At 73.6% G+C, this 24,850-nt stretch carries 19 protein-coding genes and 1 pseudogene; 6 read left to right on the forward strand and 14 right to left on the reverse strand.

Annotated elements, in window-relative coordinates; all coding sequences use genetic code 11:
- Window positions 1-84 precede the first annotated feature (84 nt).
- On the reverse strand, window positions 85-1,089 hold the full coding sequence (locus N8I86_RS01385; RefSeq protein WP_263276830.1) for a GlxA family transcriptional regulator: 1,005 nt from the start codon (window positions 1,087-1,089) through the stop codon (window positions 85-87).
- Window positions 1,090-1,381: 292 nt separating this feature from the next.
- Between N8I86_RS01385 and N8I86_RS01390 the strand changes: the two genes are divergently transcribed.
- Complete coding sequence (locus tag N8I86_RS01390) at window positions 1,382-2,527, forward strand: TDT family transporter (RefSeq protein WP_263276831.1); 1,146 nt, start codon at window positions 1,382-1,384, stop codon at window positions 2,525-2,527.
- 121 nt (window positions 2,528-2,648) lie between these two features.
- Here the strand turns inward: N8I86_RS01390 and N8I86_RS01395 are convergent, their stop codons facing one another.
- Entirely contained in the window at window positions 2,649-4,154 is a 1,506-nt protein-coding gene (locus tag N8I86_RS01395) for an SLAC1 family transporter (protein WP_317633581.1), read from the reverse strand.
- A gap of 131 nt (window positions 4,155-4,285) precedes the next feature.
- The gene (locus N8I86_RS01405) at window positions 4,286-7,111 is read right to left on the reverse strand and encodes a multifunctional oxoglutarate decarboxylase/oxoglutarate dehydrogenase thiamine pyrophosphate-binding subunit/dihydrolipoyllysine-residue succinyltransferase subunit (RefSeq protein WP_263276832.1); all 2,826 of its coding nucleotides are present in this window, start codon (window positions 7,109-7,111) and stop codon (window positions 4,286-4,288) included.
- A gap of 397 nt (window positions 7,112-7,508) precedes the next feature.
- Here N8I86_RS01405 and N8I86_RS01410 point away from each other — a divergent pair, with 397 nt between their 5' ends.
- A complete protein-coding gene (locus N8I86_RS01410; RefSeq protein WP_263276833.1) occupies window positions 7,509-7,880 on the forward strand; it encodes a MarR family winged helix-turn-helix transcriptional regulator in 372 nt (123 codons plus the stop codon).
- 300 nt (window positions 7,881-8,180) lie between these two features.
- On the opposite strand, the gene N8I86_RS01415 is transcribed toward N8I86_RS01410, so the two are convergent.
- From N8I86_RS01415 to N8I86_RS01430, 4 genes are all read right to left on the reverse strand, one after another.
- Window positions 8,181-9,452 carry an MFS transporter gene (locus N8I86_RS01415; RefSeq protein ID WP_263276834.1) on the reverse strand — a complete coding sequence of 424 codons (1,272 nt, stop codon included), beginning with the start codon at window positions 9,450-9,452 and terminating at the stop codon, window positions 8,181-8,183.
- A 182-nt stretch (window positions 9,453-9,634) separates the two neighbouring features.
- Window positions 9,635-10,849: an MFS transporter gene (locus N8I86_RS01420; protein WP_263276835.1), complete on the reverse strand. Its 1,215-nt coding sequence runs from the start codon at window positions 10,847-10,849 to the stop codon at window positions 9,635-9,637.
- A gap of 235 nt (window positions 10,850-11,084) precedes the next feature.
- The gene (locus tag N8I86_RS01425) at window positions 11,085-12,152 is read right to left on the reverse strand and encodes an FUSC family protein (RefSeq protein ID WP_263276836.1); all 1,068 of its coding nucleotides are present in this window, start codon (window positions 12,150-12,152) and stop codon (window positions 11,085-11,087) included.
- A complete protein-coding gene (locus N8I86_RS01430; RefSeq protein WP_263276837.1) occupies window positions 12,149-13,411 on the reverse strand; it encodes a hypothetical protein in 1,263 nt (420 codons plus the stop codon). Before N8I86_RS01430 ends, N8I86_RS01425 begins: the two co-directional genes overlap by 4 nt.
- Before the next feature lie 413 nt (window positions 13,412-13,824).
- On the opposite strand from N8I86_RS01430, the gene N8I86_RS01435 reads away from it, so the two are divergent.
- Window positions 13,825-14,010, forward strand: coding sequence for a hypothetical protein (locus tag N8I86_RS01435; protein WP_073896264.1), 186 nt, complete (start codon window positions 13,825-13,827; stop codon window positions 14,008-14,010).
- Between the two features lie 100 nt (window positions 14,011-14,110).
- Here the strand turns inward: N8I86_RS01435 and N8I86_RS01440 are convergent, their stop codons facing one another.
- Window positions 14,111-14,689, reverse strand: coding sequence for a Type-2Aa cytolytic delta-endotoxin (locus N8I86_RS01440; protein WP_263276838.1), 579 nt, complete (start codon window positions 14,687-14,689; stop codon window positions 14,111-14,113).
- A 155-nt stretch (window positions 14,690-14,844) separates the two neighbouring features.
- On the opposite strand from N8I86_RS01440, the gene N8I86_RS01445 reads away from it, so the two are divergent.
- Together N8I86_RS01445 and N8I86_RS01450 are read left to right on the forward strand one after the other, a co-directional pair.
- The gene (locus N8I86_RS01445; RefSeq protein WP_263276839.1) at window positions 14,845-15,579 is read left to right on the forward strand and encodes an SMI1/KNR4 family protein; all 735 of its coding nucleotides are present in this window, start codon (window positions 14,845-14,847) and stop codon (window positions 15,577-15,579) included.
- Between the two features lie 89 nt (window positions 15,580-15,668).
- Window positions 15,669-16,151, forward strand: a complete 483-nt coding sequence (locus N8I86_RS01450; RefSeq protein WP_263276840.1) for a GNAT family N-acetyltransferase — start codon at window positions 15,669-15,671, stop codon at window positions 16,149-16,151.
- Window positions 16,152-16,259: 108 nt separating this feature from the next.
- Here the strand turns inward: N8I86_RS01450 and N8I86_RS01455 are convergent, their stop codons facing one another.
- The 6 genes and pseudogenes from N8I86_RS01455 to N8I86_RS01480 all read right to left on the reverse strand — a co-directional run bounded on the left by N8I86_RS01455 (window position 16,260) and on the right by N8I86_RS01480 (window position 22,441).
- Window positions 16,260-16,700, reverse strand: a complete 441-nt coding sequence (locus N8I86_RS01455) for a VOC family protein (RefSeq protein ID WP_263276841.1) — start codon at window positions 16,698-16,700, stop codon at window positions 16,260-16,262.
- Between the two features lie 14 nt (window positions 16,701-16,714).
- Window positions 16,715-17,043: pseudogene (locus tag N8I86_RS01460) on the reverse strand (phosphatidylserine decarboxylase).
- Between the two features lie 218 nt (window positions 17,044-17,261).
- Window positions 17,262-17,657, reverse strand: coding sequence for a hypothetical protein (locus N8I86_RS01465; RefSeq protein ID WP_073896258.1), 396 nt, complete (start codon window positions 17,655-17,657; stop codon window positions 17,262-17,264).
- Window positions 17,658-17,791: 134 nt separating this feature from the next.
- Entirely contained in the window at window positions 17,792-19,228 is a 1,437-nt protein-coding gene (locus tag N8I86_RS01470) for a CHAT domain-containing protein (protein WP_263280034.1), read from the reverse strand.
- Window positions 19,192-22,068, reverse strand: coding sequence for a hypothetical protein (locus tag N8I86_RS01475; protein ID WP_263276842.1), 2,877 nt, complete (start codon window positions 22,066-22,068; stop codon window positions 19,192-19,194). The genes N8I86_RS01470 and N8I86_RS01475 overlap by 37 nt, the downstream gene beginning before the upstream one ends.
- A 19-nt stretch (window positions 22,069-22,087) precedes the next feature.
- Window positions 22,088-22,441, reverse strand: a complete 354-nt coding sequence (locus N8I86_RS01480) for a CATRA system-associated protein (protein ID WP_143611304.1) — start codon at window positions 22,439-22,441, stop codon at window positions 22,088-22,090.
- An 89-nt stretch (window positions 22,442-22,530) separates the two neighbouring features.
- Between N8I86_RS01480 and N8I86_RS01485 the strand changes: the two genes are divergently transcribed.
- Window positions 22,531-24,657 carry a CATRA conflict system CASPASE/TPR repeat-associated protein gene (locus N8I86_RS01485; protein ID WP_263280035.1) on the forward strand — a complete coding sequence of 709 codons (2,127 nt, stop codon included), beginning with the start codon at window positions 22,531-22,533 and terminating at the stop codon, window positions 24,655-24,657.
- Window positions 24,658-24,850: the final 193 nt, after the last annotated feature.

The raw sequence follows: 24,850 nt of genomic DNA on the forward strand, positions 1-24,850 counted from the left end.
TGCCCTCAGCATGTCCGGGTGGCGGTGCCGCCGGGTGGGCCGGGCACGGTCCCTCACTCGGCGAGGGACCCTGTCAGCGGTACGTCAGTTGCCGTCACCGGCGCGGGCGGCGTTCGTGCTGCGGAAGCGTGCCCGGTAGGCGCCCGGCGTGATGCCGAGGTTGCGGGTGAAGGCCCGGCGCAGCGACTCCGGTGAGCCGAAGCCGGTGCGGTGGGCCACGGAGGCCATGGGGTCGTCGCCGCCTTCCAGCATCGCCTGGGCGGCCTCCATCCGGACCTGCTCGACGTAGCGGGCCGGGGTGGTGGCCATGTCGTCGTGGAACAGCCGCGTGAGATGACGGGCGCTCACCCCTGCCCGGCGGGACATGGCCGCGAGGGTGTGGTTCGCGGAGGGGTCCTCGGCGACCGCGTCCAGGATGCGGCGCAGCAGCTCCTGTCTGGTGTGCGGGGTACGCGTGCGGACGCTGAACTGGGACTGGCCTCCCGGCCGTTGCATGAAGACGACCATGTCCTTGGCCACCGCGCGGGCCGTGTCGGCACCGAGGTGCTCCTCCACCAGGGCGAGCGAGAGATCGATGCCTGAACTGACGCCTGCGGACGTCATGATGTGTCCGTCCCGTACGAACAGGGCGTCGGCGTCCACGGTGACCCGCGGGTACCGCAGGGCGAGTTGGTCGGCGAAGCGCCAGTGCGTGGTCGCCCTGCGTCCGTCGAGCAGCCCGGCGGCGGCGAGGAGGAAGGCGCCGGTGCAGATGGACGCGGTGCGGCGGCTGCGCGCGTCGAGGGCCCGTACGGCGTCGAGCAGCGCGTCGTCCTTGATGAGAGAGGGCCATTCCGGGCCCCCCGGGATGACGACCACGTCGCTGACGTACTCGACGTCCGCGGCGGCGAGGTCGACGCCTAGCCCGGTGCCGGCCGCGGTGACGACGTCCGCGCCGTTCGGGGAGACCGTGCGCACGCGGTAGCGGCCGCCGAACTCGTTGGCCGAGGCGAAGACCTCGATGGGGCCGGTGACGTCGAGCAGCCGTACGCCCGGAAAGACGAGGACGGTCACCAGCAGCGGCTTCCCGCCTGACGGCCTGCCCTGCATGGTGCGCCTCCCGGCCAGTTGGACACCTTCCACCATAGACCTACCGAGTTTGATTACCAAACTCACTGAGGGTGGAGTGGGCTCGGAGGGTCATGTCCTGGTGTGAGGGCGTCGTGGCCCGTGCTGTGCTGTGGCCGGCTCCGCACTTCGCCATAGCGTCGACAACGCCACGGGCCGACGGTCTCGGCCACCGCCCGTGAGCTGCTGGGCGCGGACCGAACCGATCGGCCGGTCACCGCCGTCGATCACCGGCGGTGACGACCCGAGTCGAGAAGAGAAGGCGCCGCACGCCGTGACATCCCACTCCAGCACCACCCGAGCCGTTCCGCCCCGGAAGGGTCCGGGTCCGAGAAGCTCCCACCGCGTCCGCGCCAGCCCGGCCGCGGCGCACGACCAGCCGTCACGGTTCGGTCCCGGCTGGTTCGCGGCCGTGATGGGCACCGGAATCGTCGCCGACGCGGCCGCGACCCTGCCCCGCGGACTTCCCGGGCTGGTCGACGCCGCCACCGTGGTCTGGGCGGGGGCCGCGGTGCTGCTGATCGTGCTCGCCGTCGGCTACCTCCGGCAGCGGACGCTGCGGGCGCATGCCGGGGATCCCGCACTGGCCCAGTTCTTCGGGGCACCGCCGATGGCCCTGCTCACCGTCGGCGCCGGCACGCTGCTGCTCGGCCGCCGGCTGGTCGGAGAGCGGGCGGCACTCGATGTCGGCTGGGCCTTGTGGTCCGCCGGTACGGCGCTCGGCCTGGCCACCGCCTGCGCGGTGCCGTACCTGATGGTCACCCGGCACCGGTTCGCTCCGCAGGCCGCCTTCGGTGGCTGGCTCATGCCCGTGGTCCCGCCCCTGGTCTCCGCTGCCACCGGGGCGCTGCTCGTCCCGCACGTACCGGCCGGGCAGCCGCGGCTGGCCATGCTGCTGGGGTGCTACGCGCTGCTCGGGCTCGGACTGGTCGCCGTCCTGCTGGTGCTGGCCATGGTGTACAGCCGCCTGGTGCACCACGACGCGCCGAGCGGTGCGGTGGTTCCCACGGTGTGGATCGGCGTGGGCGCGCTGGACCAGGCGGTGACGGCGCTCGGGACGCTGGCATCGGCCGCGCCGAGCGCGCTGCCCGCGCCGTACGCGCGTGGGACCGCGGTCGCGGCCCTGCTCGGCGGCATCGGGATCTGGGGCTTCGCCATGCTGTGGCTGGTGCTCGCGACGGCGCTGACCGTGCGGGAGGTCCGCACGGGTCTGCCCTTCGCGCCCACCTGGTGGTCGTTCATCTTCCCCCTCGGCGCCTGCGTCACCGGTACCGGCGCACTCGCCGCCCGGACCGGCTCGCAGCTGTTCGTCTGGGCCGCCGTCACGCTGTACGTGGTACTCGTCGCCGCGTGGTCGGCGGTCTCCTGGAAGTCCCTGCGTCACGCCGTCGGTCATCTGCGGGCGAGCGCACGCCGATGACCGGGCCCGCACGCCCGTCCCGCGTGACGCGCGAGCGCGGAGGAGACCGGACCCGTCGTGCCGCGGCCCGCGGCCGGTGGGTCCGCCCGCTGCCGGGCGGGGGCGCCCCTGGGGCCGTGTCTCAGGTGGTGTGGAAGCCGGGCTTCCCGGGCGCTCCCTCCGGCCGGCCGGGGACCCGGCTCCGCGCCCGGCCCCCTAGGCGGCGGCGAAGCATGGTGACCACCATGGCGACGAAGGCGACGGCCCAGACCGCGGCGGCGACCCAGCCTTCCCAGCGGCCGAGGGTGGTCATCCACGACGTGCCGGTCGCGCGTCCCAGTTCGTGCGTGGTGACCGCGTACATGCCGATCGGAAAGACCAGGTTCCACCAGCCGAGGTCGTAGCGCAGGGGGATCCGGCGCAGCGCGTGCCGCCACACGCCCAGAGCCAGCAGCAGCGGGACCAGCCAGCTGGAGAACGCCCACAGGACGACGGAGGACCCCGCGATGACCGGCCGCGTGAGCAGCAGGGTGCCAGGCGGGAGGGCGATCAGCCGCACTCCGGCGAGCACGCAGATCGCCGCGGCCCCCATGAAGATCCAGACGGAGGTCATGAGGCCTTCCGCCCGCACGGGCCGGGCCAGCAGCCTGGCCAGCACGATCGCGGCGGTCAGCAGGTACTGCAGCAGTCCGACGGACCAGCACACCACCGCCAGCGCCGGCAGCACCGGGCCCGAGGTCGTCCGGGCCAGCACCGCCGCGGCGACCGCCACCGACTCCGACCCCACCGCCCACAGGAACCAGGTGCCGTTCACCTGGTCGAACGTCGGGTCCCGCTTCAGGGTGGTGATGAGCGCGAGCGGAATGCCGTAGTCCAGCAGCAGCCACCCCAGCGCCCCGAACGCCAGGAACGCTCCCGCCACCGCGATGGGGCCGTCCGGCGCGATGCGGGCGGCCAGAACGTTGGAGGAGATGGCGAGCGTGAGGAAGGCGAAGGCACGCGGGCCCAGGAGGTCCGCGACGAACCGCTGCCGGTGGCGCAGCAGCCGCCAGCCGTAGGCGGGCACCAGGACGGCGAACCCTGCGAGGGCCGTCCAGAGCAGTACGGCGGAGGCGGTCCCGGCTCCGTTGACGTACAGGGCCGTGGAGACGATGCCGGTCCCCATGACGAACGCGAGCGCGCCCGCGTTGAGACCGGCCACCGCGGCGGAGACGGCCGCGCGGAACCCGTACGGCCCGGTTCCGGCGGGCGAGGGTCCGGGTGGCTCCGACACGGGCCGATCGCCGCCGCTGAGCCATTCGGCGAGGACCGCGGTGTGGCTGTGGGCCAGGTCGTGGCCGGCGCTCAGCAGAACGAGGCCGTCGCGCTCGGCCAGGTCCCGCAGTCGGGCCGCGGCCTGCCGGTGCTCCTGGTCGCCCAGTTCGGTGAGGTAGCGGCGGCGGAACTCGTCGAACCGCAGGGGGTCGTGGTCGTACCAGCGCTCCAGCTCGGCCGACGGGGCGACTTCGCGCACCCAGTGGTCGAGAGGCGCGCCCTGGCGGCGTACGCCCTCCGGCCAGACCCGGTCGACGAGGACCCGCTCGCCGGCCTGTCCGTCCTCCGAGGGCGTCCGCTCATCGATCCTGCGGCAGCTGATCTGCTTGGCCATGACGTGTCCTTTGGCCGCTTTCGCCGTATAGGCATTTTAGTGGGACATGCATGTCACTGACCTTCGCTGCGGAGAGGGTGCGGGGACCGGCGCCGCAGCGACGGGCACCACCGCGCGTGATGATCAGGAGCTCACCGGAAGGCCGAGGCCACGAGGGCCTGCTGCTCCAGGGCGTGCCGGCGAGCGGAGCCGACCGCCGGTGCGGGCGCCTCGGGCCGGCTGACACGATCCACTGGGCGTCCGGCCGGCCGGTGCAGGCGCGGCGCGAGGAAGGACCAGGCGCCCTGGTTGGCCGGCTCCTCCTGGACCCACCGGACGTCCGCCGTCGCCGGGAAGCGGGCCAGTTCGGCCGCGAGCTCGTCCTCGGGGAACGGGTAGAGGCGTTCCACGCGGACGATCGCCGTGTCCGCCGAGTCCGAGGCCTTCCGGTGGGCGTCGAGGTCGTAGTACACCTTGCCCGCGCAGAGCAGCACGCGCGTGACCCGCCCGGGGTCCCGTGTGCTGTCGGGCAGGACCGGGCGGAAGCCGCCCCGGGTGAACTCGGCCAGGGCGGAGGTGGCCGCCTTCGACCGCAGCATCGACTTCGGGGTGAAGACCACCAGCGGCCGTGCGGTGTCGCCCGAGCCGCCCAGAGCCTGCTCCCTGAGCAGGTGGAAGTAGTTGCCGGGCAGGGAGGGCAGGGCCACGGTCATGTTGTCCTGCGCGCACAGCTGCAGGAAGCGCTCGATCCTGGCGGAGGAGTGGTCAGGTCCCTGACCCTCCAGGCCGTGGGGCAGCAGCAGGGTCACCGCGGAGCGCTGTCCCCACTTCTGCTCGGCCGAGGCGATGTACTCGTCGACGACCGTCTGCGCGCCGTTGACGAAGTCCCCGAACTGGGCCTCCCACAGCACCAGGCCCTCCGGGCGGGCCAGCGCGTATCCGTACTCGAAGGCCAGCGCCGCCAGTTCGGAGAGCATCGAGTCGTACGGTGTGAAGCCCTCGGCCCGCGCCCCCAGGGAGCGCAACGGCGTGTGCTCCGCGCCGGTGAGCCGGTCGGTGAGTACGGCGTGCCGCTGACCGAAGGTGCCGCGGCGCGAGTCCTGTCCGGCCAGCCGCACCGGGTGGCCCTCCAGCAGCAGCGAACCGATCGCCAGGGTTTCCGCGGTGGCCCAGTCGACGGCGCCGGTGTCGAGCGTGGCCGTGCGCCGGTGCAGCTGCGGCAGTACCCGCGGATGCACGGTGAAGCCCTGCGGCAGGTCCGTCTGCGCCGCCATGACCTTCCGTGCGGTCTCCTCGTCGATCGCGGTCACCGTCCGGACCACGCGGGGGCTGGTCCTGAGGCCGGCGGCGGGAGAGCCTTCGGCAGGAGCGGGCAGCGCCCTGGTCTCGGCGAAAGCCGCCTCCAGGCGGTCCCGGTACGCGCGGCGGGCCGATTCCACCTGCCGCTCGCCGACGTCCCCGCGGGCCACCAGGGACTCCGCGTACGCTGTGCGCACCGAGGGCGTTGCGTCGATCAGGTCGTACATCACCGGCTGCGTGACGGACGGGTCGTCGACCTCGCTGTGACCGTGGCGCCGGTAGCAGACCAGATCGACCACGACGTCCTTGTGGAACGTCTGCCGGTAGTCGAAGGCAAGCCGCGCCACGCGGTCGACGGCCTCCGGGTCGTCGCCGTTGACGTGGAAGATCGGGGCCTCCACCATCCGTGCCACGTCGGTGGCGTAGGTGCTCGAACGGCCAGCGGTGGGGAGCGTCGTGAAGCCGACCTGGTTGTCGACGACCACGTGGACGGTCCCGCCCGTGCGGTATCCGGGCAGCTGCGACATGTTCAGGGTCTCGGCGACCACGCCCTGGCCGGCGAAGGCCGCGTCGCCGTGAACGACGACCGGCAGTACGGCGAAGGGGGCGTCCGGGTTCGCGGCCATGTCCTGCTTGGCACGCACCACTCCCTGTGCCACCGGTCCCACGATCTCCAGGTGCGAGGGGTTGGCCACGACCGAGACGGCGATCGAGCCTCCGCCCTGCGAGCGGTAGACGCCTTCCGCGCCGAGGTGGTACTTCACGTCCCCCGAGCCCTGCACCGACCGGATGTCCGCCGTGTCCTCGAACTCGTCGAAGATCTGGGCGTAGGACTTGCCGACGATGTTGGCCAGGACGTTGAGCCGGCCGCGGTGCGCCATTCCGATGACGGCTTCCGTGACGCCGTCCTCGATGGCACGCAGCAGCAGGGCGTCGAGCAGGACGACGGCCGACTCGCCGCCTTCGAGCGAGTAGCGTTTCTGGCCGACGTACTTGGTCTGCAGGAAGGTCTCGAAGGCTTCCGCGGCGCCCAACCGGTGGAGAATCCGCAGTTGTTCGGCGGGGTCCGGTCCGCTCCGCGGCGACTCGACGCGCTGCTGGATCCAGCGGCGTTCCGAGGCGTCCTGCAGGTGCATGTACTCGAATCCGGCGGTGCCGCAGTAGAACTCCCGCAGGGCGCCCAGCACTTCGTCGAGGGTCATCGTTGCACGGCCGGCGAATCCGTCCACCACGAAGCTCGCCGTGCGGTCCGTGTCGTGGAGTCCGAAGGCGGCGGCGTCGAGCTCCGGACGCGCGGCGGCGGCCCGCGCCGTGAGCGGGTCGGTGTCGGCCGTCAGGTGCCCGCGCACCCGGTACGCGTGGATGAGCGCCGCGACCCGCACCGCCCCGAGCGCCGTCGCATCGTCGTCCCGAGGCCCCGGATCGGCGCCGGTGCGTCCCGGTCCGATCGGGGAGGTCGCCGACGCGTCCGGAGACACCGGCGTCCGCGGACCGGTGCGAGGGTTCGGGAAGGCCGCCGCGGCCGGGGACGTGGTGGTGGCGAAGAAGTCCCGCCATGCCCGATCGACCGATCCGGGGTCGTCGAGGTAGCGCTGCCGCTGCTCGTCCACCACCCATTCGTTGAGCCCGAATTCCCGCCTGTGAGCCACCGCTTGGGTGGTGTCCGATTGCGACGCCATGGCGTGCCACGCCTTCTTCCCTGTGCGAGGTCGTCGGATGCCGACGCGGCAGGGGGCCCTCCGCCCTTACCGGCCCTGGTCCGGTGCCTGGCATCGCGGGCGGAATCAGCCGCCTCGGCCGCGTCGCACCCTCGAAGCTAGGACGGCGCGAGGCCGAAGCCGGACCGCCGGTCGTGCCACAACGGCCTCATATCAGGACATCGACCGAAGAGCCGGGTGGTGCCGCCCGGCGGCATCGCACGGCCGGGCATCCGGCGGGCGGCGCCGTGTCCTGATCCGAGGGCTTCCTGTCGCTCCGGCCTGCCATCAGCGCCCCGCGGAACCTCGTTGCCACCGTCGGACGCGGATGCGCGGCCGACGGACCCGACCCCTGGGAAGAGACATGACCGACTGCGACATGGATGAGGCAACCGGGCAGCAGCGGCCCGGGATCCTGCGGACCCTGGGTCTGCTGCACGGCGACCTGCGGGTACAGCACGGTCTGTCGTTGAGCGGCTACCTCGTGCTCGGCGCCCTCGCCGAGGCCGAGGGCGGGCCGGTCCCCGTCACCCGGCTCACGGCACTCCTGCGCGAGTCGGGCGACCGGGTGTCGTACCTGCTCAAGGGCCTTCAAGCGGCCGGGCTGATCGAGCGTGAACGCCGTGCCGGAGACCGCAGGACGGTCGAGGTGACCCTGACCGACGCGGGACACGCCAGGTTCGCCGAGGCGGAGACGACCGCGCAGGCGCTGTTCCACCGGCACCTGGGGCTCGGCCCGCACGCGGGGTGAGGTGCGGCGGGCCTGCGGGGGGATGACGATCAGCTCGCGGACGCAGTCGCCGCGAGCCGGTCCGGCACGCAGCCCGACGACGCCCTCGACGAGGAGCAGGACACCGATCAGGGCCAGGACCAGGGCCGTGACCGTCACGTTGTGGGTCTCCAGCCAGATCCGCGCCCGGCCCAGCGGGGTCAGGACGCCTTCGCCGACGACGAGGCACAGCACGAGCGGGAGCGCGACGGTGGAGCCCACATCACACCTCCCTCAAGCCGGCCACGCCGGCCGGCGCCCGGCACACCTCTCCCAGTCATGTCACCGACCGGGCGGCCGGCGTGCGCCCGCGCGGTGGCGGGTGAGGAGCCAGGCCGGTACGGCCACGGCCGCGCCCAGATACAGCAGCTGCGGATAGCCCCAGGAGTGGACGACCGGCCCGCCGACCGCGCCGGCCAGCGAGAGTCCCACGAACAGGGCGCTGTTGTTCCACGACAGCATCCCCGTCGCCCGCTCGGGAAAGGTGTCCACCAGATGCCGCTGCTGGGCGGGGAAGAAGGCGTAGGCGGCCGACGCGAACAGCACCAGGGCCACCGTCAGCGCCCAGGTCGTCGGGAAGACCAGGGCGACCGCGACCTCGGTCACGGCCATCAGGGCGAGAGCCACCCCCGTGACCCGTACGGCACCGGCACGGTCGGCGAGACGGCCTCCCGCCTGCCCACCCGCGACGGCGGCGATGCCGTACACCACCAGCAGCCACGCGACATCGGCCGCCCTGCCGTCGGCATGCAGGGCGACGGCCAGGTAGGTGTACAGGCTGTAGACGGAGAAGGCCCACAAGGCGGTGACCGCGACCGCGAACGCCGCCTCACCCCCGCCCCGCTGCCCGCCGGGCGCCGGTGTGCCGGCGCCCGGGACACTGCCGGCAGCGGCCGTCGGCCCGGCGGGCGCGGTTCGGCCCGACCGCCAGACGAAGGCGTGCGGGACGGCCAGCACGCACGTGCCGGCGGCGAGGATGAAGAACGTCGCCTGCCAGCCCGCGTGCCGGCTCAGCACCGCGCCGGCCGGGGCACCCACCCACAGCGCGGTCAGCAGACCCGAACCCACGACCGCCAGCACCTGAGCCCGGGCCGTGGCCTGCGCACGGGTACTGACCAGCGCGTACACGGTGGGTCCGGTGGCCGCCGCCGCGACACCGGCGACCACCCGGGTGGCCAGGAGCAGGCCGAACGACGGAGCCAGCGCGGTGGCGACGTTGGCCAGCGAGAACAGCACCAGCGCGGCCGACAGGATGCGGGCGCGGTCGTGACGGTCGCTCAGCCGGCCGGCGAACGGCGAGGCCACCACGTAGGCCAGGGAGAACGCCGTGATCAGCAGACCGGTGCGGGCCGGAGCGACGTGCAGGGAGGCCGCGATGTCGGGCAGCAGCGGTGCCACCACGAACAGGTCGGTCCCCACCAGGAACTGCGTCATCCAGGCGAGGGCGACCAGACCGGCCGACAGGCGGGGCGTCACCGGCTCGGGCCCACGGGTCGTCGAGCGGCCGGGTCCGCTGCTCGCCGAGCGGCCGGGTCCGCTGCTCGTCGGGTCCATGATCCGAAGCTAGGTCGGGCGTCGCACGTCCGCCACCGGCCCGCGCGAGCCGCGTCCGCGGTGTGCGGGCGTCGGCCGGGACCTGCCCGGGACGTTGTTCGCCGTCGTACGAGGACGGGGCCGGTGAGGGGCGAGGCTGGAACGGCGCAGCAGCAGCACGGCGAACGCGGCGGCGGCGCCTGTCAGCGCGGTGGCGAGGGCGCGGCGGCGCCCACGGCGGTGCTCGCCAGGGCGGTGCCGGCGGCCTGCCCCAGTCCGAGGCTGGTGATCATCCAGGCCGCCGCGGTGTGCAGCATGCCGGACGGTGCCACCTGGTCCAGACCCGCGAAAACGTTGATCAGCAGCGGGGCGAGGAAGAGTCCCGGGACGACCGCCACGAGGACCGCTGCCGCCGGAGCCGGCTCCAGCAGCAGCGGAACCAGCCCGGCCAGCAGGCCGAAGGCTGCCACTCGCGCATGCCCGGCCAGCGTCCCGGTCCGCCGCAGACGCCCGTACAACAGGGAGCCGATCAGACTGCCGGCGGCCAGCGCGGCCGGCATGACCGTGGTCAGCGCCGGGTCGTGGTCGTGCTCGGCGAAGGCCAGAGCCAGGACGTTGAGAGCCCCCAGAGCGACGCCCGCGCAGAGCAGCGCCGAAGCCAGGGTGCGCGTCCCGGGATACCGCAGAGGGCCTGCGAACCCGGCCGGGGCGGTGGGAGCGGCGGAGGTGGGGCCGGGTGCTGCGGGGGCAGGCCGCCAGTGGCGGGCCGGACGGGCGGTGGCGAACGCCAGGGCGCCCACGAGGCCCAGCAGCCCGATCGCGACCAGGGTCGCGGTCCCGCCGATGGTGACACCCAGGGCGAGGACCAGCAGGGGCCCGGCGATGAAGACGACTTCCTGGGCGCAGGCGTCCAGACTCAACGCGGTCCGCAACTGTGCGGGTCCGCGCGTCACCTCGGGCCACAGCGCACGCAGCGCCGCTTCCAGCGGTGCCGTGCACAGACCCGCCGCGACCGACAGCAGCAGCGCCCAGACGGGTTGCCCGGCCGGCCGTACGACCGCCAGGCCCAGGAAACAGCCGGCCGTGCCCAGTCCGCAGGCCAGCAGGGTCACGGTCTGCCCACGGCGCTCCAGCAGTGTCGCCCACCCCGGCTGGGCCACCGCCGCGCTGACACCGAAAGCGGCCGCCAGGAGTCCCGCCAGACCGACGCTCCCGCCCTGGGCGCGTACGGCGATCAGCAAGGCCAGCGGGGCCATCGCCACCGGAAGATGCCCCACGACCGCGCCCGTCAGGAGACGCGGGACATGCGGGGAGGTCAGCAGTCGACGGTAGCCGGGTGAAGCGGATGCGGCCGGCCCGGCAGGAGCCGTGGTGGTGCGCGTCGGAGTGGTGGGCGGGTCGAGGACGGTACTCGTCACGGCCGGTTCCTTCGTCCAGGGCGGCTTGCGGGGGCGTACGACGGGAGACGGCCGCCCGGCGGCCCGCTCTCACCCGCCGGCACGTGCACCGAGGAGGCATGTGCGCCGGGAGGGTGTGTCGCCGGGCGGCGTCACTCGCCAGACTCCCGCGGCGGGCCACGGCCCTGTGTCATCCACCCGGAGGGTCGGCCGGTGGAAGGGGACGAGGGCCGGTCGGCCGGGCGGGCGGGTCCGGTCAGGGTCCGGGGGCGGTGGTCTCCTGCCGCGGCCGTGCGCGGGCGTCGTCCACGACGGCGGCGATCGCTTGGAGGAGTTCGACGACGGGCCCGTTCTCGCGGATCGCGGCACGCGCCGGTGTGTCGCCGGTACGGCCGGTGGCCAGTTCCTCGTGGCGGCGGACGTGGAGCTCTTCCAGGTGGAGGGACATGATGTCGAGAGCGTCGGTGAGGGCGTCGGCATGACGCCGACTCACCTCCGGGGAGGCGTCGGCGAGGGCCGGGCCCGCGTTGTCGGTGTAGGCGGCCAGGGCGGGGATGCGGGCGGTGCGGGGAGTGCGGTGCGTGGCGAGGGCCGCGACGAGCAGGTTGAGCGTGGTCAGGGCGTCCACCGTGGTGGCCGCGCGGTCGAGGGCGGCCCGGTCGTGGCCGGGCTCGCGGTGGGCGTGCCGGGACGTGGCGGCCGCCTGAGCGAGGGCCTTCTCCGCGGTGGTACGGGCCCGACGCGCATCGGGGCCGGGGTCGCTGTCGTCACCGGGACCGTCATGGCTGAGGGAGCGCAGGGTGGTGTCCAGGTAGGCGGCACAGGCCTGGCGGGCGTGGGTCGTCTCGGTGTCCAGGCGCGGGTGCTCCCAGCTGGGCCACAGCAGACGGCTGCCGACCAGGGCGGCGGCGGTGCCCAGCAGGGTCATGGCGATGCGGAAGGCCGCGTCCAGCCAGCTGCCGGGGTGGGAGACGTCCCCGATCAGCAGCACCAGAGGAGTGCCGAAGACGACCCAGAAGGCGTAGTTGACCGGGCGGAGCGTGAATCCGACCGTGATGACCACGAACAGGATCAGGGACAGCGCGGCCGGCTCGTGCACGGCCGCGATCAGTACGGCGGCGCAGGTGCCGCCGACGACGTTGCCGATGACCCGCTGGGCGACGCGTTCGCGGGTGACGGCGTACTGCGGTCGCATCACCCGGAGCACGGCCAGCACCGCCCACTCGCCGTGCGGCAACGCGGCCCAGTGGACGAGGGCGAACACCGCGCCGCTCACCACGGTGGCCCGCAGCGCATGACGGAACGCCCCGGAGCGGAGGGTCATGGCGTCCCGCAGCCGGGCGCCGTCCAGCCGCACCGGTCGGGCGGGCTGCGCCGACAACGGAGTCGCCGCGAGCAGAGCCAGGGTGCGGGCCTCGGCCCGGGCTTCGGCGAGGGTCGCGGTGATGCGTTCCAGCAGGCGGCGCTGCCGTCCGGCGCGTGCCATCTCCGGGTAGGTGTGGGCACCGGCCGGCATCTCGGCACGCATCCGGTCGCAGGCCTCCTCCAACGGTCCCAGCCCTGGGACAGGGTCTCCTCCGGTGCTGTCGGTGACCTGGCGGCGGCGCGTGAGGACGTCGGCGAGCCGGCAGAGCTGCCGGCCGACCGCGTCGGTGAGCATGGCGTACGGGGCACGGACGGCCGGCGGCGGGGGCCGGTGGCGGCGAGCGCGGTGGTCAGGTCGGCGAGAGTGGCGGCGTGCCGCACCAGCGGGTCGGTCAGGTCGGCGAGGTGCTCGTCACCGCGCGGGCCGCGCAGTTCCCGCGTGGCGCCCTCGGCCCGCCGCAGGGCATCGGTCGTGTCCGGATGGACGGTACCGACGGTGACGTGCGGCGGTGCCGGGTCCGCGGCGGAACGCCGGCGGGCGGCGACGGGGGCGGTGCGCGGCGGGCGGGCGCGGTCGCCCGGCGCGTCGGGACGGGTGGTGGAGGCGGAGGCGTCCGGAGGGGTGATGGAGGCGGGGCCGAGGGCGGTCAGGTGCCGGCCGACGAGGCGATAGGGCTGCGCGACGTCGGCGAGCACGTCGCGCAGGCGGGCGGGCGGGGTCAGTACCGCGGTGGCGGCGGCGTACCACAGGCCCCCGGCCAGCACCAGCAGCGTCGCGTACTCCATGTCCACCCCGGCGGTGGTACTGCCCGCCGCGACGAGCAGCGCGGTGGCGGGCATGGTGCCGAGCCGCTCCAGCACCGGGTGCACCGCCGAGCCCATCGAAGCGAGGAAGACCAGCACGGCGAGCACGAGCCCCGTCAGGGGCACCAGCGGGATCGTCCAGACGCCCACCCAGAACATGGCGGCGTTGACGACGGCGGCGACGAGCAGGTGCCGGGTACGCGGTCCCCGGGGGCCGCCCTTGTTCGTGAAGGCGGTCACGTACGCGCCGAGCGCCGCCCACGCTCCGGCCGCCGCGTTCCCCGCGGCGACACCGGCCAGCAGCAGCACGCTGATCGCGACTCCGTTGCCCAGCCCCGCGACCACCGCGGGCCGGCTCCCCGCCGCCGGAGCGAACAGGCCCGCCGTACGCCGGCCGCGGCCAGGCCCGGTCATGCGCGGCACGAGCAGCCCACCGACACGGCCCGGCCCGACGCCGGTAGGTCCGCCGGGGCCCACAGTCGTCCCCGGCCACCTCGGGCGCCTCGCACCGGCCTGCGGTCGTCGGCACTCCGGTGGCGCGGTACCGGAACCTCGGCACTCCCGTGGCGCGGTACGGGAACCGCACCGCCGCCCCCGTGCCCGGCAGGGACCTGATCCGCGCGGCGGAAGGACGGGCTCCCGGTCTCCATACGGTCATGGTCCCCCACGCCCGGCGGCCGGGCCTGCCGTGACGTCCGCCGTACCGACGGCAGCGCATTCCCCCGTACGGTCCCCCGGTCAGCTGATCAGAGGCGCCCGGGCACGCGGCCAGACTGACGGTAGTTCCCCTCCCGCCCCCCACCCGCACCTGGGAAGGATCACCCACCATGACGGCTCAGTACGCTCCCGCTCCGGGCCGGAACGGGTTCACGATCCAGCAGATCGCCGACCGGTTCGAGGTCTACGGCCCCAACGGGGACTTCTCCGGGGAGTACCTTCTCCGGTCCTCGGCGGAACAACGGGTGACCGTTCTCTCGCAGCGAGCCGCGCACTTCAGCCGGATCCGGCGGTGACACCGCGGCGTCGGCCGCCGACCAGGTTCCCCGTGTCCGACGCACGACGGTACGCACGTCCGCGGCCCGGGACGGCGGGCCGTACGGTGTGCGGAACCGTTCAGGCCGGGATCGCGAGTTCCTGGCGCACGACGATCGCGTTGAGCCGTACCGCGAACGGAGCGGTGTCGGTGAGGCTCAGTGTGCCGACACGGGCCTTGTCCAGGCCGACGGTGACATCGGTGCAGAACGCGACGCCGTACAGGTGTGCGCCGGCTTCCTCGTCCTGGAGCGCGAAGAACAGGTCGCGGTAGTAACTCGTGCGGTCCGGCCCCTGTTCGTAGTAGGCCAGACCCGGTTCTCCCTCCTGGGCCGCGAGGTCGGTGAAGGCGTCCACGAGACCCCGCTCGACGGTGTCCCAGAACGAGGCCTTCGCCGCCTCGGGCGGGAGAGCCTGACGGACCGCCTCCTTCAGGGAGAGCGCCATGACCAGGATCGGCGCCTCCTCCTTGAGCCCCCAACCGCGGACCATCTTGACGATGTCGCTGTCCGGGAGCGCGGCGGCCGCATCCCGGATATGACCGAAGTCGTAGTTCACCGTGGCCGGCGCGATCGCCTCCTGGAAGGCACGCCCCAGCGCCTCTGCCTGGGAGAGATGCGCCTCTGCCACCTCGGTGACCGTCCTGAAACAGGCTGCCAACTCCCGCCTCCTTCAACATTTTGTTGCACCAGTGAGGGCGTCAGTATGCCCTAGCGCCGCGCCGCCGCAACCCACGGGACGCCCATGCGGAAGGCCCCCTCGCCGCAGGGGCGACGGGCGGCAGCGCTGACGAGCGGGGCGGATATCGTCCGGGCATGACACACCAGTTCAACCTCTCCGCGTCGCTCGCCGGAGCTGTAGCGGGCCGCAGCGGTGCGTGGACCTTCATCCGGGATTTCGCCGCCCACTGGGACGGCACGGCCCTGGGCGGCTCCGACGGATGCACGCAAGCCGAACTCGACTCCGCCGAAGCGAGGTTGGGACTCAGGTTGCCGACGGCGTTGCGCGAGGCGTATCTGCTGGTCGGGCGCCGGCGGGATCTCACCAGCAACCACGATGCGCTGCTGGACCCGGCGAACCTGTATGTGGACGACGCCAAGGAAGCCCTGGTCTTCCGGCACGAGAACCAGGGAGCCGCCTCCTGGGGCATCCTGCTCGACAGCCTGCAGAACGACGATCCCGCGGTGCTCGTCCGGCTCGACCTCGCCGACAAGCGCGCCGAGCGGTGGGAGAACTGGCTGGAGCGGCTTTCCCTCTGCTTCGTCGAGATCGTCCTGTCCGAGTCCCTGCATGGCGATGAACAGCTCTGCGACTACCTCGACGCGGACGATCACAGCGTGGAACTGCTGGAGTCGACCGCCGTCCGGCTGCCGATCCCGGCGTATCCGCCCGGCGAGGAGGAGGGACGCGGGACCCGGTGGTTCCTTGGCCGGGACGTCCTGCTGCGCGACGACGACGGCATGGCCGTGCTGGCCCGCGGCCGAACGGCAGAGGACCTCGACCGCGTACGTGACCTGATCCCGGGCGACTGGCTCAACGACCACCGCTGACCGGGCGCGAGGCGTGCCGCGCGGCCGGCCGCGTCCCGGACGAGCCGAATGAGCGCCGCCGTCGGCGGTACGGCGGATAGTCTCCGCGCATGGACGTCCGTGTGGAGATCGCCCGTGAAGCAGGTCAGGAACTGGTAGACGCCTTCGGCCGACTGCTGCCGCAACTGTCGTCGAGAGCCGAGCCGCTCGACCACGAGGCGGTCGAGCGGATGGTCACCAGCGACGCCACCACCGTGCTCGTCGCCCGGACGGTGGACGGCATCGCCGGCACCCTGACTCTCGCGCTCCTGCCCCTGCCCTCGGGCCTGCGGGGCCGGATCGAAGACGTGGTCGTCGACAGTGCGGCGCGGGGGCAGGGCATTGCGGGCCTGCTCATCCAGGAGGCCCTGCGGATCGCGGAGGAGGCCGGAGCCCACACGGTGGATCTCACCTCACGGCCGGATCGCGAGGCCGCGAACCGGCTGTACGAGCGCCTGGGCTTCCACGCCCGGCGATCCACCGTCTACCGCGTGGAGGGCTATCCGGCAGACCCTGCCGGAAAGCCCCTGACGGCGCTGGACGCCAACCGCTGACGTCCGCGGGGGTGTTACGGCTTCCGTCATGACCGAACGCGACGGCTTCCGTCGTGACCGAACGCGCCCGGCACTGGTCGTCCGCCCGCTCCGCCCGGCGGGCCCGCGTCAGCCGATCTGCTCGGCCAGGGCGACGATGATGCCTGCGGGGCCGCGGAGGTAGCAGAGCCGGAAGATGTCCTCGTACCGCGCCACCTCGCCGAGGAGTTCGGCACCGTGCGGGCGGAGTCGGGCGATGGTGTCGTCGATGTCGTCGACGGCGAACATGACGCGGTGCAGGCCGAGCGTGTTGGGCGGAGGATTGCGCGGTTCGGCGTCGGACACCGCCGGGGCGTGGTACTTGGTCAGCTCCAGCTTGCTGTGGCCGTCCGGGGTCCGCATCATCGCGATGTCGCTCCGGACGCCGTCGAGTCCGACGGTGCGGTCCGCGTAGAGACCTTCGATCTGCGCCCGGCCTTCCAGCTCCATGCCGAGGTCGGTGAAGAAGCCGACGGCCGCGTCCAGATCGTCGACGACGATGGCGACGTTGTCCATCCGCTGAATACTCATGACGCCGAGCCTAGTCAGTTGCGGTCGAGACGGGTGATCCCGGCGACGGTCTTCTGACCGACCTCGACGGCGACCTCCACGCCCTCGGGCAGGTAGAGGTCGACACGCGAGCCGAAGCGGATCAGACCGATACGGTCGCCCTGCTCGACCTTCGTGCCCTCGGGAAGGTGGGGCGCGATCCGGGGCGAGATGACCCGGCCCGTGGCGATCTCGCGCTCGGGGTCACGGAAGAACCACAGCATGCCCGCCGCGAGCGCGGTGGCGGGCACGGCGACGGCCCTGGCCGCGCCCGAGCGGCGGGCACGGGCCGGGCTGAGGGCGCGGTGGCGACGGTCGGTACCAGCCAGGGCGTTTCCGCAGTTTCTGTTCAGGAGTTTTCGTGTCCGTTCTTTCCGGCCCGCCCCTCATCCCCCGGACCGACCGACGCGTCCACCCGCAGGGGTACGTTCCCGTCCAGGGAGCCGGCCGACCGGGCGGCGGCGCGGCGATGCCACACCGCCCCACGCGGAGCAGGCACCCTGCGGAAGTCGCCCTCCGCAAGGTGCCGGCCCGTTCTGCCACTCAGCCCTGCGTACCTCCCTGGGTGTTCCCGTTTCCGGAACCCTGGGTGCCGCCCTGCGTGTTGCCGCCCTTCGACCAGGAGTTGGACCTGGAGCCGTCATGGTCCGAGCGGTCGTGCCGCGAGCTGTTGTCGTACGAGTCACCGTGCCGGGAGCCGTGATGATCGGAGTTGTCGTACCTCCACGAGTCGTCGGACCACGAGCTGTCCCGGTGGTGCCGGCAGTACCGGTGATGCCAGTGCTCCTGCTGGTGGTGATCGCTGCTGGAGTACGCGGCCGGCTGCTGCTTCACCATCGGCGCCGCCTCGGCCCCGGCCACTCCGAAGGCTCCCGCCGCCAGTGCGGCGATGCAGGAGATACCGGCGATCCGGGCCATGTGACGTCGGGCGTTGAGCATGAGGAAACCTCGTCGTTCTCGATGGGGGGGATGGGCGAACCTGCTCATCCATTCCAGCCGCGGCGGCCCCGGCCGTACGTCCCCCGACCGGAGGAACGACCGGTCGACAAGGCGGTCGGCGGATGCCGGCGCTCTCAGACCCCGACGTGGTGATGGGCCGCCCAGGCCGCCGGGTCGTCCCTGTAGTGGACGCGGACCAGCCGCGCCGTACGGGCCAGCGCGACGGCCGGTTCGTCGCGGACGGTGTCCAGGGCGTCGTAGAACGAGCGGGCCGTCGTCTCGGCGACGGCGTCCGGAACCCGCCACAGCGTGCCGATCACCCCGGAGAATCCGACGAGCAGGAACGCCGAGGTGAGGTGGATCGACTCGTCCGCGAGGTCGGGGGGCGTCCGCGTCGTCTCGCACGCCGAGAGGTAGGCGAGACGACCCCAGCCGCCTCGGCGCGCGGCGATCTCGGCGAACGTCAGATCGAGGTCCGGCAGCAGGAAGCGGCTGGTGCCCGGGTCGTCGTGGTCCGCCACCGCGTGCAGCGCGAGATGCAGGTGAGTGCAGGTGATCAGCGCGTCGATGAGGACGGTCCGCTCGCATGCGGCGAGGTCCAGCGGCTCGACGCCGAGGCGTTCCGCCGCCGCCCGGGCCTCGCGGCGCGCGGCGGGCAGCTCCGGCAGTCCCGGCCGGCGCACGTCGGCGTGCATGACGGCGGCGACCGTGCGGTCCGGCGCCGAGCCACGGGCTCGCGCGTGGTGCAGCGTGGTGACCGTGGGTGTGTACGAGGACACCGTTCGGTCCACCAGCGACAGCGGGAGCGCCGCGCTGCCCGCCGGCGGCTCCTGGACATCCGTGTCGTCCGCCGGACACCCTGCCGCGTCCCGGGCGGCCGTGGCCGCGTGCAGCGGAAGCCGGCAGAGCGCCCGGGTCGGTACCCACCAGACGCGGGTGTCCGGGTCCGCGATCCGCAACTCGGCGAGAACCGGACCGGCGATGTCCCGCCACAGCAGGTCGAGCACCGCGGTGACGCGTGCGTTGGCCGCGTCGACGGCGTCCTGGGCGGCCCGGGGATCGAGCGCGGTGACGACGTCCGCGTGGAACACCTCCGCGGCCCGCTCCAGCTCGTCCGCGTCCAGGCCGTCCAGCGGCACGTGCCGCAGCCCCTCGGTGGTGAGCAGCAGTGCGTCGCACCGGTACTCGCTGACGTTCACCACGACGACCGGACCGTGCGCGGCCTCGGCCAGCAGCGACTCGAACGACGGCGGCCGCTGGAAGTCGGCCTGCCCGGGCAGTGCCCTGATCCGACGTACGACGACGTCGAGTTCGGCCTCGAGATCCCGGCGGCGTTCCCGCTCCCAACCGGTCGCCCCCGGCTCCGGAGGCGCGTCCGGCAGCGGCGGCGGAGGGTGGTCCAGCCGGTCGAGGGCGTCGCGCAGTCGCTCGAAGTGCTGGGCGAGACCGGCGTCGGCATCGATGAGGTCCGCGAGGTCGGCGCGGATCCCGGACCGGCGGTTCAGGAGCACCCCGCGGCCGAGTTCCAGCAGGCTCAGTGCCCGCTCGGGATCACCACAGGCGAGACACATCGCGGCCGCGTCACTCGCCAGGCCGGCGGCCTCGGCGAGCCTCCGCTGCGCGTCGGGCCGCTCCAGCCGGCGGGGCGTGGCGGTCGGCAGCAGTTCCACACCGAGGGCGAACGCCTCCGCCGCGCGCGCGCGTCACCCGTCAGCGCCGCGAGCCGGCCCCAGCCGCGGGCCGCGTGCAGCCGGACGTCCGCAGGGCCCGTCCCGGTCCTGGCGGCGGCCCGCAGCGCGTCGGTCGCCGCGACCAGGTCGTCCGTCTCGGCGGTGGACTCGTACCGCACGTTGAGCACGTAGGCCAGGTTCGCCAGTGAGCGGCTCAGGTCGGGATCGTCCGGGGAGGTGTCCGCGACCACCCGGTGGGCCAGGGTGACCGCTTCGTCGAGGTCCCCCTCGCCGGAGCGGGCGGCCAGCGCGAGGAGCAGACTGCCACGGACCGCGGTGGCCGACCGGCTCTCACCGAGCGAGGCCAGGGCAACGCGTGCCGCGTCGACGGCTTCGGCGGCCGCCGTCGTGCGATGCGCCGACTCCGCCTGGAGCGAGGTCGCCAGATTGGCCAGCTGGAGCGGCATATGCGGATCGGTGGGTGAGGTCGCCTCCACCGCCGTGCGCAGGCTGACGAGCGCCCGGTCCAGCGCGTTCTGGTCGCGGGTGACGCGGTGGAGCGCGTGCAGCGCCAGGCCGTGGGCGCCCGCGACCGTCGCCAGCCGCCGGGAGGCGGGTCCGGCCGCCATCGCCTCCTCGAGGAGGGCCAGCGCCTCGGACAGGTCGTCCCGGGCGCCCAGGGTCTCGTGGCGTTCGGTGAGGGCGGTGGCGAGGTTGCTGAGCAGACCGGGACGCTCGGGGTGGTCATTCGGGGCCAGGCGCAGTGCCTCGCGCTGGAGGTCGATGTCCTCGTCCAGGTCGTCGAGGTCGCCGTCGCGGGTGTAACGCGCGTACAGCGCCCCGCCCAGGTTGCTCAGCCGCAGCACTCGCTGGTGCGCGGGACCGTCTCCGCGTACGGCGGCCCGGCCGGCGGTGATCGCCTCGTCCAGTTCGTGGTCGAGGCCGTGCAGGCGGGTCCGGGCGGCGAGGGCGGAGCCGAGGTTGTTGAAGTGCAGCGCGGCGTCGGGATGTTCGTCGCCGAGCAGGGCGACGGCCTCGCCGTACCGGCCGATCGCCGCGTCCAGGTCGTCGCGGGCGCCGGTCTCCTCGTGCCGCAGGCGCAGCAGGACTCCGAGGTTGCCGATGCGTCCCGCCCGGTCGCCCGGTGGGCCGGCCTGAAGCGGGGCGGCTGCCTCGGCGTACGCGATCGCCTCGTCCAGTGGCCGGGCGTCGTCGCCGAGCAGATAGGCGCAGCGCAGGACGTCGGCGAGGGTGTCCAGCGCGTCGGCCCGCCGCTGCTCGTCCTCCCCGGCGAGGGCCAGCGCGGTCCGGGCCGCCCGCTCGGCCTCCTCCGCCACGGCGGCGTCCTCGTGCTGATCGGCCCACGCGCACAGCACCGCGGCGGCGATCTGCCAGACGTCGGAGCGGGCGTCGGCCGGGGCGGGTGCGGTCGGGATCGCGGGCGCGTGGGTGGCGCCCACTCTGTCGGCGTCGGTTCCGTTCGTTGTCCCGCGGGTGGCGGCGCCGCGGTCAGCCGGCGTGTCAGGGGCGGTGCTCTCCTGGCCCCAAAACGACCCGACCGCAGTAGCGCGTTGCTCACCCGCCCCTCCGGAAGCGACAGCCGGGCGATCCTCCGACGCCGCGCCACCGGATGCCCGGCGCTCATCCGGCGCACCGCCACCGGCCGCCCGGCGAGGGCCCATGGCCCCGCCACCGGCCACCCGGTGATCGTCCGAGGCCCCGGCACCCGTTGCTCCTTGCTCACCCGCCCGTCCAGCAGAGGGAGCCCGCCACTCGTCCGCTCCCCCCGCACCGCTGTCCCGGCGGGCGGCCGCCCTCCCCCTCGCTCCCACCCTTTCGGCAGCCGTGGCGGCGCGTACGACCGCGACCGCCTCCGCCAGTGCCTCGGGGTCCCCGGCGTAGTGGCACTCGGTCAGGGCGCCCGCCAACAGGCAGGCTCTCTTGGCGTGTTCGTCATCGCCCCAGGCCGTGCGGCGCAGCGCCTCGCGTGCCGCGTCCGCGGCCTCTCGCGCGAGGCGCTGGTCATCGGATCGACCGGAGCGGTAGCGCAGGATCTGGGCGAGTTCGGCGTACTCGTCGGCCGCGTCGAGTGTGTGTTCCTCGCATTCCGCCACCGCGGCCCGGGCAGCCTCCTCGGCGAGCGCGAGTGTCCCGGCCTCGCCGTCGAACTCGTACCGCAGCCGATGGGCCTGGGCCAGCCGCAGCAGCGAACCGCCGCCCTCGGCGAGCGAGTTCCCGATCATCAAGACGGCCTCCTCGAACAGACCGGGATCCGCGAGGTCCGCCCCTGCCCCCAGCAACAGTGCGGCCATCGAGGACAGGACCATGACCCGGGACAGCGGGTCCTCCGGGGCCCGGTCCACCGCCCGGCGCGCGGTGGCGACGGCGTCCCGCAGCGGCCCGGTGTCGCCCGTCATCGCGTGCAGGGCCGCCTGCGCCTCCGCGAGTTGCGCGAGGACCAGCGCCTCGTCGGGCTCCGCGTCGGCCAGGGCCCGGCGCAGGGCCTCCACCGACCGCCTCCCGGCCGCGGCGCCGGCGCCGCGGCGGGCCGACTCGGCGTACAGGGCCGCGATTCCCTCCAGCAGTGCCACCCGGTCCTCCCGCCCGGCGTACCGCAGGGCGTCCTCCAGGAAGCCGGCGGAACGGGCCGGACGGCGCGGGAAGCGGCCGTCCACCGTCGCCCGGTGGGCGCGCCGCAGCGCCAGGGCGAGACACAGACGACGGTACGACGAGCGTGTCACGGGCGCCGGCTGTCCCTGTTCAGCGTCCGTCGTCGCCGTCGGCCGTGCCCGACGTGCTATCGACCGGCTCGGCGATGGTGTGCACGAGGGCGGTCAGCCGCTCCTGCAAGGGCTCCGGCGGCGGGACGTCGTCCGGGTCGGTGATGCGCTCCACCCGGTTGGGGCTGAGGACTTCGAGCCGGGCGATGGCGACCCGGAGGGCGGCGTCGTCCCCGGCGCCGTAGGCTGCCGCCAGTGCCTCGACGGCCGCGCCCGGACGCGACCAGGCCGCAGGCGGAAGCCGCCAGGTGGGGATGTCGTCGAGCAACTCGCGGGCCCGGGCGAGCAACGCCGCGTCCATGCCCGTTCCGGGTGAATCCGCCCTAGACTGCATGCCCTCAACTGTAGCGAGAACGCCAGGAGTGGCGACGCGATACGGGGGTGCACCGGCACGTGACCGAGCAAGGGGTGACGGGGCATGGGGTGGCGGGGCCCGGGGTCACGGAGCAGGAGGTCGCGGTTCACGTGTTCGTCCCGCTGGACGGCACGCGGGCCGGGGAGGGAGTGGCCTCCGTGCGGTCGATGTGGCAACGCTTCCGCGAACTCCGGCAAGCGGAGAGGGAGTTGTACGCCACCCTGCCGGTCGAGGTGCCGCACGACCTGCCGGACCCGTCCGAGCACGGCTCGGTCGTGGTGGCGGGCGTGCAGTCCGCCGACCGGCTCGACCAGGCGATCCTGCGCCGCCACCGGGAGATCCTGAATCTGTCGGTCCTCCTGGGCGCCGGCCCGGACCGGGACTGGACCGGGTTGCGCGAACGGGTGGAGACGGTCGTAGGACCACTCGGCGCGTGCCATCTGGGCGCGGTGACCATGGAGTTGGGAAAGCTTCCGGAGGACGTACCCGGGGACGTCGACCTGACGGAGCCGGAGGGCGACGACGAGTCGCGGTGGCGGGTGTTGCGGATGCTCGGGCGTACGGGCGCGGACGCGCGGCTGGGCGCCCTGGCCTGGTCGGCGAACCGGCGGCCGGCGATGCCGCACTTCGTCCGCTACCTGATGCACATGACGGCGATCCGCCACCAGCAGAGGACGTACCGCCGGCTGACGGACGCCCGGGGCGAGGGAACGCGGGGCCCGCTGGCGGTGGTGACCCGGCCGGAGGGACGCGTGCCCCAGGAACTGCCCTCGACGGCCGAGACCCATTTCATCCGGGACTCGGTGGACGGCATCTGGGAGAACGCCCAAGGGGCCCTCCGGGCATCGGGACTCGACGGCGAGGCCGTGGCGGAGCATGACCGGCGGCTCACGTCGCAGTTCCTCCAGTGGCTGAACGACATCCTCGGCTTTCTGGAGCGGGCCGGGATAGGCGATCCGCTGGCGGGGCCGAAGCGGGAGCCGGGCCGGCCGGTGCGCGTGCTGGTGGTGGCCGACGAGTGGTTCCCGGCGCGCGGTGGTCTGAGCACGTTCAACAGCAAGCTGTGCGTCGCCCTCGCCCGGAGGAAGACGGACGTCCGGGTCCTGGTCGAGGCCGCCACCCCACAGGAGCGTGCGGACGCCGCGGCGTACGGAGTGGAGCTGATCGACGTCGCCCAGCAGGGGCTCAGCAGGGACGCGGCGCTGTCGGCGCCGCCGGAGTTCGCCGACGGCTTCGTGCCCGACCTCGTCCTCGGGCACGGCAGGGTGACGGGACCGCCCGCCAAGGTTCTGGTGGAGCGTCATTTCCGGAACGCCGGGCGACTGCACTTCCTGCACGTCGAACCCGACCAAGCCGAAGCGCACAAGCCGTACGCCGAGGGGGACTTGGCGGCTCGCGCCGAGGACCGCACGGATCTGGAGCTGCGGCTCTGCCGCGGCGCACTGCACCCGGTGCCGGTCGGCCCCCGGCTGGAGCGGGCCCTGTGGCCCCATCTGCGCACGCCCGAGTACCGGGACCTGGCCGCGCCCGTACGCATCGACCCGGGCTTCGACGGCGGGACACTCGTCACTCCGCCCCGGCCCGGGGAGATTCCGCAGATCCTGCTGCTGGGCCGGCTCGACGACGCTCCGCTGAAGGGCCTGGACATCGCCGCCAAGGCCCTGGGAAAGGCGATCTCCAAAGCGGGCGGGCCCGGCTCGTGCCACCTTCTCGTGCGCGGAGTCCCGGACGACGAGTCCCGGTCGCTGGCGGCTCAGGTGGAGAAGTGGGTCGACAACTCCGCCGTGGACGTCATCCCCCGCCGCTACTCCGCCGATCCGCGGCGGATCGAGAACGATCTCGCGCGGGCCAGTCTGGTCCTGATGCCCTCGCGGGCGGAGGCGTTCGGTCTGGCAGGCGCGGAGGCGATCGCCTGCGGGGTGCCCGTGCTGGTCAGTGGCCGCAGTGGGCTGGGCATGCTGCTGGGCGCTCAGCGGTCGCGGGTCGCGGACCGGGCCGTGGTCGACGTGGAGGCGACGCGGGGCAGTCGCAAGGCGGACATCAGGACCTGGGCGCAGGCCATCCACACCGTCCTGCACAACCCGGAGGCCGCCTTTCGCGACGCCGCCGAACTCCGCGAGCTGATGGCTGCCCGCTGTACCTGGGCCGCGGCTGCCGACACGGTGCTCGGCTGCGTGCCTTCCGAGACCGGGTGACCCCTCGTCCGGACCGGGGCACGGCTGATCCGCGCGCCCTCCCCCGCACCGGACAGCCAGGGCCGCGCGCCGTAGCGAATCGTCCGGGCCGTAGCCCTTCCGTGCGCGCGACCGGCCCCCACGTCCCGCCGGTGGACGTCAGGGGCCGGCTCTCGATGGGGCACCGCGATTCAGTGGGTCTGCACGGCTGTCG

It is taken from the genome of Streptomyces albidicamelliae (assembly GCF_025642175.1).
GTDB lineage: Bacteria > Actinomycetota > Actinomycetes > Streptomycetales > Streptomycetaceae > Streptomyces > Streptomyces albidocamelliae.